Origin of the sequence: Trichloromonas sp. (assembly GCF_034006665.1) — a bacterium.
Classification (GTDB): Bacteria; Desulfobacterota; Desulfuromonadia; order Desulfuromonadales; family Trichloromonadaceae; genus Trichloromonas.
This window is the reverse complement of sequence record NZ_JAVESI010000003.1, coordinates 1-13,152: the sequence shown is the minus strand read 5'-3', so window position 1 is coordinate 13,152 and position 13,152 is coordinate 1. Positions and strand designations below refer to the sequence as shown.

11 protein-coding genes and 2 tRNA genes are annotated in these 13,152 nt (G+C 59.7%); 11 read left to right on the top strand and 2 right to left on the bottom strand.

The features are described 5' to 3' along the window. Positions 1–340 precede the first annotated feature (340 nt). The 7 genes from RBR25_RS02120 to RBR25_RS02090 all read left to right on the top strand — a co-directional run bounded on the left by RBR25_RS02120 (position 341) and on the right by RBR25_RS02090 (position 7,056). Complete coding sequence (locus RBR25_RS02120) at positions 341–1,849, top strand: leucyl aminopeptidase (RefSeq protein ID WP_432817876.1); 1,509 nt, start codon at positions 341–343, stop codon at positions 1,847–1,849. Between the two features lie 227 nt (positions 1,850–2,076). Beyond that, the gene (locus RBR25_RS02115) at positions 2,077–2,277 is read left to right on the top strand and encodes a cold-shock protein (RefSeq protein ID WP_432817991.1); all 201 of its coding nucleotides are present in this window, start codon (positions 2,077–2,079) and stop codon (positions 2,275–2,277) included. A 253-nt stretch (positions 2,278–2,530) separates the two neighbouring features. Next, positions 2,531–4,114 (top strand): phosphoglycerate dehydrogenase, encoded by a 1,584-nt coding sequence (serA, locus tag RBR25_RS02110; protein WP_432817875.1) that lies wholly within the window; start codon positions 2,531–2,533, stop codon positions 4,112–4,114. A gap of 57 nt (positions 4,115–4,171) precedes the next feature. Next, positions 4,172–5,458: an ATP phosphoribosyltransferase regulatory subunit gene (locus tag RBR25_RS02105; protein WP_432817874.1), complete on the top strand. Its 1,287-nt coding sequence runs from the start codon at positions 4,172–4,174 to the stop codon at positions 5,456–5,458. Positions 5,459–5,480: 22 nt separating this feature from the next. After that, positions 5,481–6,773, top strand: coding sequence for an adenylosuccinate synthase (locus RBR25_RS02100; protein ID WP_432817873.1), 1,293 nt, complete (start codon positions 5,481–5,483; stop codon positions 6,771–6,773). A gap of 77 nt (positions 6,774–6,850) precedes the next feature. Next, positions 6,851–6,926 (top strand) — tRNA-Lys (locus RBR25_RS02095). A 52-nt stretch (positions 6,927–6,978) separates the two neighbouring features. Further along, positions 6,979–7,056: transfer RNA gene (locus RBR25_RS02090), tRNA-Glu, on the top strand. 152 nt (positions 7,057–7,208) lie between these two features. Here the strand turns inward: RBR25_RS02090 and RBR25_RS02085 are convergent. Both RBR25_RS02085 and RBR25_RS02080 read right to left on the bottom strand, forming a co-directional pair. After that, the gene (locus tag RBR25_RS02085; protein ID WP_432817872.1) at positions 7,209–8,279 is read right to left on the bottom strand and encodes a type IV pilus twitching motility protein PilT; all 1,071 of its coding nucleotides are present in this window, start codon (positions 8,277–8,279) and stop codon (positions 7,209–7,211) included. 54 nt (positions 8,280–8,333) lie between these two features. Next, positions 8,334–10,112, bottom strand: coding sequence for a DUF4388 domain-containing protein (locus RBR25_RS02080; protein ID WP_432817871.1), 1,779 nt, complete (start codon positions 10,110–10,112; stop codon positions 8,334–8,336). Here RBR25_RS02080 and RBR25_RS02075 point away from each other — a divergent pair. From RBR25_RS02075 to RBR25_RS02060, 4 genes are all read left to right on the top strand, one after another. Next, complete coding sequence (locus RBR25_RS02075; RefSeq protein ID WP_432817870.1) at positions 10,111–10,326, top strand: hypothetical protein; 216 nt, start codon at positions 10,111–10,113, stop codon at positions 10,324–10,326. The two genes, RBR25_RS02080 and RBR25_RS02075, sit on opposite strands and share 2 nt — an antisense overlap. Continuing rightward, positions 10,323–10,775 carry a ribonuclease HI gene (gene rnhA, locus RBR25_RS02070; RefSeq protein WP_432817869.1) on the top strand — a complete coding sequence of 151 codons (453 nt, stop codon included), beginning with the start codon at positions 10,323–10,325 and terminating at the stop codon, positions 10,773–10,775. Before RBR25_RS02075 ends, rnhA begins: the two co-directional genes overlap by 4 nt. A 24-nt stretch (positions 10,776–10,799) precedes the next feature. Next, on the top strand, positions 10,800–11,213 hold the full coding sequence (locus RBR25_RS02065) for a CoA-binding protein (protein ID WP_432817868.1): 414 nt from the start codon (positions 10,800–10,802) through the stop codon (positions 11,211–11,213). Positions 11,214–11,335: 122 nt separating this feature from the next. Further along, positions 11,336–12,673, top strand: coding sequence for a DUF3422 family protein (locus RBR25_RS02060; protein ID WP_432817867.1), 1,338 nt, complete (start codon positions 11,336–11,338; stop codon positions 12,671–12,673). The last annotated feature ends 479 nt before the right edge of the window (positions 12,674–13,152 follow it).

The following is a 13,152-nucleotide window of genomic DNA, read 5'->3' as shown; positions in this document are numbered from 1 at the left end:
CATACGTAATTAGCAAGATCCATTCCTTTTTTCGCCAACCGGACGGCCCTTGCGCATCCACCAGGGCCCCGCGCATTCCCCTTTCCCCTTCCATATCGATCAGCCTCTTTTTGAAAAACACCGGGAAGCAGTGTCGGAATAAATGTCGGGCGCTGGAAAAAACATGGAAAAACTCCTTGCTCGTCGTCTTGTAACGATTTGACGCCGATGGTCAAAATCGCGACACCACCCGGGTCAAAAAAGCCGACCATGGTGGGCGCAGATCAGGCCAAGCGATTGAAATGCAGGCGTTGGACCGCTAGAATGTTCAGAATTCTGCCTCTCCAGGAAAGGATCCATCATGCAGATTCGCGTCAGCAGCGGCACGCCGCTGAAACTGAAAACTCCATGCTTGATCATCGGCGTGCATGAAAGCGCACGCCCGGCGCCCGGCGAACTGGAACTCGATACCCATCTTCCCGGGGCGATCACCCGCGCCTTCCGCGATCACGAGTTTCGCGGCAAGAAAGGGGAGAAGCTGCTGCTTCACACCCCCGACCTTCCCGCCGAACGCGTTCTTCTCCTCGGCCTCGGTCCCGCGCGCGCGCAAAGCCTCGATCTGCGCCGGGAACTGGCGGGAGCCGCGGCCTTTCTCCAAGAACGGAAGCTGCGCGCCTGCACTCTCGACCTCGCCAGCCTCCCCCTACGACAACTGACGCTGGGCGCCCTTGCCCAGCTCGCCGGTGAAGCAATCCTCCTGGCCGGATACCGCTTCTCCCGCTACCGCACCGAAAAGTCGGACGGTGTCGACTCCAAACCTCTGCAACTGACCCTGTGTGTCCCCCGACGCGACCAGATCAAGGAGGCCGCAACAGGAGCCGCCGCCGCCGAAGCGATCTGCCGAGGAGTCTTTCTCGCCCGCGACCTGGTCAACGAGCCGGGGAATGCCAAATCCCCCGAGGAACTGGCACGACGGGCCCGGGTACTGGCCGAGGAGACCGGCCTCGACTGCACCATTCTCGACCGTCGGGAACTGGAAGAGGAGGGCTTCGGCGCCCTGCTCGGAGTCGCCCAGGGGAGCGTTCGCGAACCGCGGCTGATCGTCCTGCACTACCGCGGCGCGGAAGAAACGGAGCCGCCCATTGCCCTCGTCGGCAAGGGGGTGGTTTTCGATGCCGGGGGCATCTCCCTGAAACCGGCGGAGAAGATGGACGAAATGAAGATGGACATGGCCGGCGGCGCGGCGGTCCTCGGTACCCTCGCGGCAGCGGCGCGATTGCGGTTGCCGGTCAACCTGGTCGGCCTTGTTCCAGCGGTGGAAAACCTCCCCTCGGGAAGTGCCATTCGCCCCGGGGACATCCTTACCTCCCTCTCCGGAAAGACCATTGAGGTTCTCAACACCGACGCCGAGGGTCGCTTGATCCTCGCCGACACCCTGACCTACGCCAAACGCTTCGCTCCCCGGGCACTCATCGACCTCGCCACCCTCACCGGCGCCTGTATTATTGCCCTGGGGCATGAGGCGAGCGCCGTTCTCGGCAATCACGACGGCCTGGTCCAGGCCCTGCGCAATGCCGGCGAGCGTTGCGGCGAACGGCTCTGGCCGCTTCCGCTCTGGGAGGAACACGGCAAGCTCCTCAAGAGCGAAGTAGCCGATCTCAAAAACACCGCCGGACGACCGGCGGGGACCATCACCGCCGCGGCGTTCCTGCAAGTTTTTGCCGAGGGTTGCCCCTGGGCGCACCTCGATATCGCGGGGACGGCCTGGGAAGGGAAGGGGGCGCCCGGCCGTCCCCCCGGGGGGACGGGGGTCGGCGTACGCCTGCTGGTCGAGTACCTGCGCGAGAATCCACGCTTGGGGAAAAAATAACCTTCCTGCGAACAGTCCCGGATTTTCACATGAAAAGGGCAAAAAACACGGTTGCCAGCTCGGTATTTCTGTGCTAGCGTTTCTGCCAAGTTCCGGAAGAGCAGGGCCGTGCCTCGCCAGAGCAGCCGCCCGACCCCGCGCGAGGGTGGATGATCGCGGGTTTTGGGCGTCCGGGACTTGCTATTTCAACACCGGTCGCCCGGAAAGACAAAAAGGAGCACAGGAAGATGGCACAAGGAACGGTCAAGTGGTTCAACGACGCAAAAGGTTTCGGCTTCATTCAGCAAGATAACGGCCCCGACGTATTCGCCCATTTCTCGGCGATCACCGGTGAAGGCTTCAAATCCCTGGCCGAGGGCCAACGGGTTCAGTTTGACGTGATTGAAGGCCAGAAAGGTCCGCAGGCCGCCAACATCGTCAAACTCTGATAACAGACTTCTCCGTGACTCAAAAACTCCGCGAAAAACTTCGCGGAGTTTTTTTATGCCGGCAAGACTTCCGTCCGCCCCCCCCCTTCCCGCCCCTCTCCCATCCGGCTATCTTGCTGTTTTAGCTTTTATTTCCCAACCCTGAGGGATCCCGGTTTGACCTTGACAGAATGGGCAGGGCTTGCTACCGTACCTCTTTGGAAATGCCCTGGAGCCACCTGCCATGCCCGCCAAACAACCCGGAGTGGAAACCATGAAGGTCCTCGTAACCGACAAGTTTTCCATGGAAGGCTTGAAAATATTTGAAAACGCCAAGGTCATCAGCCTTAAGTACCGTCCCGGCATGACCGAGGAGGAGCTTCTGGCGGCCGTGGCCGACGTCGATGCCCTGGTCGTGCGGGGAGGAACCCAGGTAACCGAGGCGGTCTTTGCCGCGGCCTCCCGGCTCAAGGTGGTCGCCCGCGCCGGCATCGGCGTGGAAAACATGGATCTGACGGCCGCCAACACCAAGGGGGTGGTGGTCATGAATACCCCCTTCGGCAGCACCACGACCATGGCCGAATATACTATCGCCATGCTCCTGGCCCTGGCCCGGCAGATCCCCCAGGCCTACTGCGCCACCCGCGCCGGGGAATGGGACAGCTACAAATATCTGGGGCTCGACATCGCCGGGCGCACCCTCGGCGTCATCGGCGCCGGCAAGATCGGACGCATGGTGGTCGAGAGAGCTCTCGCCCTGCGCATGCGGGTCATCGTCCACGACCCCTACATTTCCGAGGAACTGGCCCGGCAACTCGGCGCCGAGCTGGTGGAATTCGACGATCTCCTCGCCCGCTCCGACTTCATCAGCCTGCACCTGCCTCTGAACCTCGAAACCGAGGGGATCATCGGCGCGGAAGCTCTGACCAAGGTCAAGCGCGGCTGCTATATCATCAACTGCGCCGTCGGCCGCTTGATCGATGAGGACGCCCTGGCCGAGGCACTGCGCGACGGTCGGGTCGCAGGAGCGGCCTTGGATGTCTTCGCCAACCAGCCGCCGGGCAAGGACCATCCCCTGCTGCAGCTCGACCAAGTAATCGCCACACCGCAGTTGCGTGCCGCCACCCGCGACGCCCAGATCAACGTCACCGTCCAGACCGCCCATCAGGTCGTCGACTTTCTGCAGAAGGGAATTGTCGTCAACGCCCTCAACGTCCCCGCAATCAATGCCGAGATGCTGGTCCTGATCCGCCCTTATGTGCAACTTGCCGAGCGCCTCGGCATCTTCCAGGCACAACGATGCGGCCGCGGCATTACCCAGATATCCATTGAATATTCCGGAGCGGTGACCGCCTACCCCATCGAGCCCTTAACCATGGCTCTGCTCAAGGGGATCCTGACGCCCATGGTCGGCTCTTTGGTCAATTTCGTCAATGCCGCCCAGCGTGCCCGAGAACGGGGAATCCGCGTCACTGAAGCCAAAAGCAACATGGCCGAAGGCTTTTCCAACATGATTCAGGTCAAAGTCACCGGTGAGAGCGGCGAACACTCAGTATGCGGAACGGTCTTCGCCGCCGACGATCAACGCATCGTCCGAGTCGACGGCTATCAGGTCGAGGCCCTTCCCGAAGGACATATCCTGATCCTGCACAATGACGACCGCCCCGGCGTCATCGGTTTCGTCGGCCAGACCCTGGCCGATCACCAGATCAACATCGCCATGATGAATCTTTCCCGCCGCAAGATCCAGGGCAAGGCCATCTCCTTGCTCAATGTAGACAGCCGGATTCCCGATGCCGTCATCGACGAGTTGCGGCGTAACGAGCATATCCTCTCCGCCGTTCAGGTACAGATCTAAGCGGCTGCGGAGAGGCACCGCCACGAAAAGAACAGCGCAAAAGGACCGCATACAACTATGAGTGTCGACAATCCCTCGCTTGAGGCCATTCTGCCCAAGGGGGTCAAGGATTTTCTTCCGATCAAGGCCGCCAAGATCGAGTTTCTGCAAAACACGTTACTGGCGATCTTTTCCCGCTGGGGCTGCCGCCCCATTGTCCCCCCATCCCTGGAGTATCTCGAAGTTCTCGAGCGGGGCCTGGGTAGTGGACTGCGGGACAAGACCTTCCGCTTTGACGACCGGCAGAGTGGCAAGCTGGTCGCCTTCACCCCCGATATCACCCCGCAGGTGGCCCGGATCGTCGCCACACGCATGAAGGATGTCCCCCTGCCCCTGCGTCTCTGCTACTGCGGACGGGTATTGCGTCACACCGAACAGCAGGTCGGCAAGGACCGGGAGATCTTCCAGGCCGGGGTCGAGATGATCGGCCTGGAAAGCCCGGAAGCGGACGCCGAGATGATCGCCATGGCGGTGGAATGCTTGAAGGCCCTGGGCGCCGTGGAGTTCACCATCGACGTCGGCCAGGTCGAATTCTTTCGCGGGGTCATGGCCGACCAACGCCTGCCCGCTCCCCTAGCCGCGGAGCTGCGCGGTGCCATCGCCCGCAAGGACAGTTCCGGCCTCAAGACGCTGCTGGAAACGGCGCCCCTGGATGACCGCGCCCGCGAGGAGATTCTTGCCCTTCCCCGCCTCTTCGGCGGTCGGGAAGTGCTGGATAAGGCAGCGCACGTGGTGACCAACGACCGCTCGCGCCGGGCGCTCGACAACCTCGTCACGGTTCTTGATATCCTCACCGTCTACGGCGTCGAGGAACACGTTACCTTCGACTTGGGCGAACTGCGCGGACTCGACTATCACACCGGCCTGACCTTCCAGGGGTTTCTCAGCGGCATCGGCCGGGCGGTCTGTCTCGGCGGGCGCTACGACAATCTCACCGCCCGCTACGGCTATCCGGCGCCGGCGACCGGTTTCGCTTTCAATCTTCTCAACCTCCTCTTCGCCCTCGATCATGAATTGGACGCCGTTGCCGCTTACCAGACCGACGTGCTGATCTTCCAGTCCGGCAGCAACAAGCAGTGTGCCCAGCAGCTCGCCAGGGCCTTGCGAGCCAAGGGATATTCGGCGGCCCGCGACATCATCCCCCGGGGGTTGGATGAATCCATCAGTTACGCACAGAAGATGAATTTCCGTTTCATCCTCTGTGCCGGCGAAAATCGCGAGGAGCTTCAGCTCATCAATCTGGCCGACCAGTCGCGTCGCACACTGGCTTACCAGGAGATCCTCGCCGAGGATTTTGCTCTTTAATCCATCAGGAGACAACTCAGACATGGCCAACGTAATCGTCGTAGGCGCCCAGTGGGGCGATGAAGGAAAAGGCAAGGTCGTCGACATCTACACCGAATACGCCCAGGATGTCGTGCGCTATCAGGGGGGCAACAACGCCGGCCACACCCTGGTGGTGGGCAACGAAAAAACCGTGCTCCATCTCATCCCCTCCGGCATCCTGCACGAGGGCAAACGCTGTATCATCGGCAACGGCGTAGTTCTTGATCCCAAGGTCTTCCTTGAGGAAATCGACCGGCTCAAGAAGAAGGGCTACCTGAAGAACGACAGCCAGCTGCTGGTAGATGCCAACGTCCACATCATCATGCCCTACCACAAGGCCATCGACATCGCCCGGGAAAGCAATTCCGGAGCCCGCAAGATCGGCACCACCGGGCGCGGCATCGGTCCCACCTATGAAGACAAGATCGGCCGCCGCGGCATCCGCTTCATTGATCTGCTGCACCCGGAAATCTTCGCCCGCAAAGTCAGGGAGCTGTTGCCGGAGAAGAATCTCATTCTTGAAAAACTCCTCGGCGGCCATCCCCTCGACGCAGAGTCGATCATCAGCGAATACACCGCCTACGGCAAGATCCTCAGCAAATACCTGGGGAACGCCTCCAAGCTCCTCAACCAGAGCATCGCCGAAGGCAAGAACATCCTGTTCGAAGGCGCCCAAGGAAGCCTGCTGGATGTCGATCACGGCACCTACCCCTATGTCACCTCCTCCTCGACCATCGCCGGCGGAGCCTGCACCGGCACCGGTGTCGGACCGCGTTTTATCGATGCGGTGATCGGCATTTCCAAGGCCTATGTCACCCGCGTCGGCGAAGGACCCTTCCCCACCGAACTCGACGATGAGATGGGGGAAAAGCTCCGCCAGATCGGCCAGGAATTCGGCGCCACCACCGGCCGTCCCCGCCGCACCGGCTGGTTCGATGCCGTGGCCTTGCGCGAAGCGGTCCGCACCAACGGGATGACCGGCCTGGCCATCACTAAGCTGGACGTGCTCAACGAACTGGAGACCATCAAAATCTGCACCGCCTATTCCTATCGCGGGCAACTCCTTGAAGATTTTCCGCAGGATCTCGAAGTCCTCAAGGAGTGCAAACCGGTTTACGAGGAGATCGAAGGTTGGAACGCCTCCCTGGCCGAGGCCGATCATCTCGAAACCCTCCCGAAGAAGGCCCAAGACTATCTAAAAAAACTGGAACAGGTCACCGGCTGCCCGGTGGTGCTGGTCTCCGTTGGACCGCGCCGCGACCAGACGATTCAAGTCCAGAATCCTTTTGCCTGAAAAAAGCTTTTTTCCCAGAAAGCACAAAAAAAGGTTGACGGAAAAAACAAAATCCTCTATAAGTTGACTCCTCTTGTGAGCCGGTAGCTCAGTCGGTAGAGCATCTGACTTTTAATCAGATGGTCGTGGGTTCGATCCCCCCCCGGCTCACCATTTAAAAAACAGTATCCTGCGGGGACATCTCTCGCGGGGGCTTGAAGTTCAAGTCCCTATCGTCTAGCCCGGCCCAGGACACCGGCCTTTCACGCCGGCGACGGGGGTTCGAATCCCCCTGGGGACGCCAATCTGAGAAAAAGCCTCTTCGCTTGCGCGAAGAGGCTTTTTCATTTTGATCTTGGAAATTCAGATATTGAAGCCCCGCCGAAGGCACATCGGCGGGGCTTTTTCCCATGACATGATGAATAATCGAGCCGGGATGAAGCGATCTCTTAGCAACTAGGTGGTGAACGTCAGTTTACGCTCCAGATCCATGGAACGGGAAACTCGCTTGGCCTCGTTTATGGTGATGACGTCCTTCTTGCACAGCTCGATCAAATGCTGGTCCATGCTCTGCATGTGATACTGGGCACGCCCCTTTTCGATGTTCTGTTCGATTTCGTCGAGACGCCCCTCGCGGATGCAGGCCTGGATGGTGGTGGTGGAACGCATGACTTCCACCACCGGCAGGATATTTTCGCCGCTTTTGTCCTTGATCAGGCGCAGGGAAATGATGGCGACGAGGATGTCGGCAAATCGTTGGCGAACGATTTCCTGAGCATCGGGGGGGAAGTGTCCGATCACCCGGTTGATGGTCGAGGCAGCGTTCTGGGTGTGCAGGGTTGAAAAGACCAGATGTCCGGTTTCGGCCGCCTTGATGCAGGCATCGATCGTCTCAAGATCGCGCATCTCGCCGACCATGATGACATCCGGGTCCATGCGCAGGGCGGCTTTCAAGGCACCGCCGAAGCTCTCCGTGTCGATTCCAACTTCACGCTGGATGATGCAGCTCTTGCTGGAAGCAAAAAGGAATTCGATGGGGTCTTCGATAGTAATGATGTTGTAGCTGTATTTTTCGTTGATCAAGCGCAGCATCGACGCCAGGGTGGTCGATTTGCCGTTGCCGGTGGGACCGGTGACGAGAATCAGGCCATTGGGCGCCTTGACGATCTCTTCGAGAACCGGGGGCAGTTTGAGTTCCTGAAAGGAACCGACGGTGGGCGGGATAACCCGCATGACCACGCCATACACCCCCCGTTGCCGGAAGATGCTGACGCGAAAACGCCCGCCGTTGGCAAGGGCATAGGAAGCATCGCTCTCCTTCAAGGTATCGCCCAACGGCCGACCGTTGTGTTCAAGGATACGTTTGGCGATGAATTCGGTGTCCTCGGCAGTCAGGGGCGGCAACTTGGAACGCAGCAGCTGGCCGCGCGCCCGGAAAAAGGGGGGGTTGTCCACTTCGAAGTGCACGTCGGAAACCCGTTTTTCGAAAGAGATTTCCAGAATCTGGTTCAGAGTTTTGATATCCATGGAGACATTCCCTTCAGCGAACTGAGATCTCGCGCTGAACAAGAAAAGAACGGGCTAGCGGCCGCTGGTCTTTTCCAGTTGCCGTCGATAAATGGCGTTTTCGAGCACCAGCCCGGCTTGGGCGGCCAGCACCCGCAAATAGTCAAGGGGGACGGCGCGCACGGCCTCATCGCCGAAATCCCCGTAGATGACGGCAATCACCCGTCCGCGACCGACAATGGGCAGCAGCAGGACAGCGGAATCGCGAGGTGCGCCGAACCGTTGCCATAGAACCGTTTCCAGAGCCGTGTCGGTGATTGCCCCACAGTGGGTCCGGCCGGTCTCCAGCACCTGCCGCAGGGATCCACCGGAAGCCGGGGCCATCGTGAAGGAAGGGAGCATAACGGCTCCCGATTTCGTGCCATCGGAAAAGCCGATGCCCTTCTCCGAAAGCAGTTCGCCACCGCGCACGATCAGGGTCAAAACACGGGGATAGAACTCCCCCAGCCGTTGCAGCAGAGCATGGGAGATTTCAGGAGCATCGCACAAACCAGCGAGATCGAGCAGTTCCTTGCTGAGGTCGCTGGCAGCGAGATTCCGGCGCTGTACAAAATAATCACGCAGATAGGCCAGCAGCACTTCAAAGAACCAGATCATCGGTACGATCGCGCCGCCCGAAGCAAGTTCGCGGGGGCGGGGAATCACCGCGAGGACGCCGTCCTGATAGGACTGCAGGACAAAATCCCCATCCTGCTCCACCGCCAACTGCACAATCGGCAGTTGCGGAAAACGCATCCGCTTCTGCCGACGCAGGCTCATCAGGTCCAGAGCGCTCCACCCCGGCAGCTCTTCGTCGGGAGCGCCCAGCATCAGCACAGGCACCATCCCCTTGCACAGGGACTGTTCCAGGATCAGGTCGAGATCCCGTTCGTCATCGGTGATAAAACTGAGGATGTCGAGCGATTTACAAATGGTCATAACACCGTGCCGAACCAGCCGATCACGGCCGCAGAAAACCACCCCCCGACTCCCGCCGGCAAGTTCACCTCCTTGCGCGGGCGCGAGCCGGGTAAAAAACTCGACCATGCGTTCCCGCTCGTCGCCGGCAGCACTTGGCCAGAGTTCATTGAGCAGTTTGCGGTGAACCGCGGCGGGATCGATCAGTTCGATACTCGCGAAAACGTCGGGAATTTTCCGTTCCAACTGATCGATATCCCCTAGGCCCAGGTCGTCGGCCGACAAGTCCACTGCAGTGTCCCCCACCGCAATACCCGCCGGGACAAAAGCGGTATCAAGCGCCGTCTCGTCTTCCCATACCGCCACAGCCTCTTCACCGTCGCGGCTCTCCTCGTCGAAGATGCGCAAAGCATCCATCAGCACCCGCTGGGTATCGAGATTGATTTCCTGATGCAGCATTTCCGGGAAATAGCGGTATTCATCGGAAATCACCGCGCTGTTCACATCAAGGATGAACGTTCCCTTGGTCCAGCGCAGCATCTCCACTACGGTCATCTCAATCAGGGAACGTAACCCCCGATAAGCGTCCTCCTTTTTCAGCCCCCCCTCCTCGATGAGGGTGGCGACCAGCGGCTTGCGCCCGGCGCCGGCGTCTTTCTGACCGGTCAGCGCGGCATCACAGACCTCACGGGAGATCGCGCCCATATCCACAAGGATCTTGCCGATACGCACACTGGTGTTGGCATGATTGGCGCTGGTGATATAACCCTCATTGAAGACCAGCTGGCATTCACCACGGCCGCCGCGCACACACAGGGTACCGGTCTTGCGGGTGGAATGCAGGAGCTGGATGACATCAACGATGGGCAAGTGTTCCAGTTCGCCGGAAAAGGACATGATTAGCCTCGGGGAAAAGCGGGAAAAGAAAAACAACTTGATGCGCGCCGTGGCGTCGCGGGCCATTCTCACACAATTTAATGCAAACCCATGGGCATTGCAACAACGGCAACGGGAAAGACGGAAGGAATACCCCTTGCACTGGTTTTGCCCGCCGGCCTGTGCTATGCTGACCGCCGTGTTGTGGCTATTTGATCAATCCAGGAAATCATGACCTCCGAACCGTGCGTTGAAATTTTCTCCGATGGCGCCTGCAGCGGCAATCCCGGCCCTGGCGGCTGGGGTGCCCTGCTTTGCTACGGCCGAACGGTCAAGGAGCTTTCCGGCTACGCTCCCGAAACAACCAACAACCGCATGGAATTAACCGCCGCCATCGAAGCTCTGGCCGCGCTCAAACGCCCTTGCCGGGTACGCCTGACCACCGACTCGGAATATGTCAAAAAGGGCATTACCGAGTGGATTCACAGCTGGGTTCAACGAAGCTGGAAAAATTCTCAGAAGAAAGATGTCGCCAATCGCGACCTGTGGGAGCGTCTACTGGAACTCACCCGCCGCCACGAGGTGGAATGGTGCTGGGTGCGCGGTCACGCCGGACATCCTGAAAACGAACGCTGCGACGAACTGGCCCGGCAAGCCATCGCCCATGGTCGTTCCACCTCCTGATCTCTATCAACAAGGAGTTATCCCATGACCCAGACGATTGATCAGCAAATTGCCTCTTTTCTCGAATCCCCCGCTTACGGCGTTGTCGGCGCGTCCCCGCGGCGGGACAAGTACGGCAACATGGTTCTGCGCTGCTACCTGCAGAAGGGGCGCACGGTGATTCCTGTCCATCCGGCGCAAAAAGAGATCGAAGGCCTCCCCTGCGTCCCCTCGGTCAATGAGCTGCCGGAAACAGTCCACAGCATCTCCGTCATCACCCCGCCTTCGGTAACCGAGAAAGTAGTGCAAGCCGCCATTGCCCGGGGCGTGATCCGCAATATCTGGATGCAGCCCGGAGCGGAAAGTCCCGCGGCGGTCGCGGCCTGTCGCGAAGCCGGCATCAATGTCATCGCCGACGGCAGCTGTGTGCTGGTCGTTCTTGGCTTTCACGATCATTGATTGGCCATCGGCCTGGGGTTCGTAGGGGGAAACCCTAGGCTGAACAGGCAGACCTTCTTCCCAGTCGTCACCCATCCGCCTCGACTCCGCGGACACACGCCGCGACGGAGACCTTAGCCTTCATGTCCCTTGCCGAAGCCGCCCCCTCCCCGCCCTTTGTCCTCCACCCCCTGCGCGAGGCGCTCTATGACGAGCTCCATGCCCGCCCTTTTCACGTGGTGGCGACCCCACAAAAGCTGACCCATCTGGCCTTTCGCGCAACACCTGCCGAGCTCGACCGGTCCTTCAGCCAACTGCTCGATCTTTGCAGGCGCTACAGCGTCAATCAGCCAAGTGCGCAAACTTCCTTCTTTCTTCAGAATTTCGGCCAGTTTACGGTGCGCTGGGAACGGCATACGGAATTTTACGCCCTGACCTTCATGGCCCCTGATGCCCCGCCGGCAGAGCCCTTTGCCGAACCGATCCTGGATCTCCTGCCCCAGGATTGGTTGCACACATTGCCCGGACAGGCGGTCGCGGCCTTTCACCTAGCGGTGGAGGGCGCCGACGTTCCTTGCGACACCAGCACCCTCTACCGCTACTTCGAAGGGCAGAAGCTGATCCTGAGCCTGCCGAAAAAGGGCAAAGCCCAGCTCTGCACCGCCTTCAAACTTCACGGCGACGGTTTCGGCCGTTTTCATATCCGCAATCTTGGTATCGACGACTACCAGATGGGACGCTTGGTGCAACGGGTTATCGAACTAGAAACCTACCGCCTGCTGGCCCAGCTCTCGCTCCCTATCGCCAAACGTATCTCCCCCGAGTTAAATGACCTCGACCACAGCCTGACCTCGATCCTGACCAGCCTGTCAACCCTGGAGAGCACCCGCGAAGAACGTCAACTCCTCGATAACCTGTCGCAACTGGCCGCCCGCATTGAAGCCTTTCGCAGCGAAACCAACTATCGCTTCGGCGCGACCCGCGCCTATCATGACCTGGTCCTCAGCCGGGTGCAGAACATCCGCGAAACCGAGGTCGAGGAACATATGTCGGTCCATGAGTTCCTCAGCCGTCGCCTAGTTCCGGCCTTGCGCACCTGCGAGTCGGTACAGACCCGCCTGGAGGATCTCTCCCGGCGGATCGAACGTGCTGGCGACCTCCTCCGCACCCGGGTCAACCTGACCATGCAGGAAACTAACAAAAGCCTGCTTGCATCCATGGACCGGCGGGGTCGGTTACAGTTCCGCATGCAGGAGACGGTGGAAGGATTGTCCGTAGCCGCCATCAGCTATTATATGGTTAGCTTGACCGGCTATCTCTTCGGCGGCTTACCGCTGTCCCGCTGGGGAGTGGAGAAAGGGGTGCTCATGGCCGCCGCCGTTCCCGCCATCGTCGGCCTGGTCTGGTGGTTGACGCAACGGATCAAACACCGGCTTATCAAGGATCCCTTCGAACGCAAGACAAATCCCCCCCACGGATAAAATTTCCCCAAAACCCTCCGGAACAAGTGGTGACTTCTTTTATGACGAAACTTTTCATCTGGTCGCAGCACTGATGAAAGCCTGGCCTTCGGAACCGACATTGGCGATACCATAGGCAACCCCTTCCGGCACCACCCAGCATGGTTCCAAGTTCGACCTCAGCCGACGCATTCCCAAGAAATCGCCCTCCCTTCAACTGTAACCTAGATATGATCACCAACATATCTGGCCACACACACCAGAAAGGGGTATGTGAGTGGGGAGAACGGCCAAGCCAATACGGACTGATCCTCGGAGAAGGCTATCGTATCTTTGTCGTGGTGAAATCTAGGCGGCATGAACGACACCCATGAATCGAGTAGGGTGAGGCGAGCAGATCAAGCTCGCCTCATCCCTCTCACAGAACCGTACGTACGGGCCTCGTATACGGCTCCTGTCCATTCTTCCCCTCAGTACGTCTGAGGCAGGTACCCGGTTTG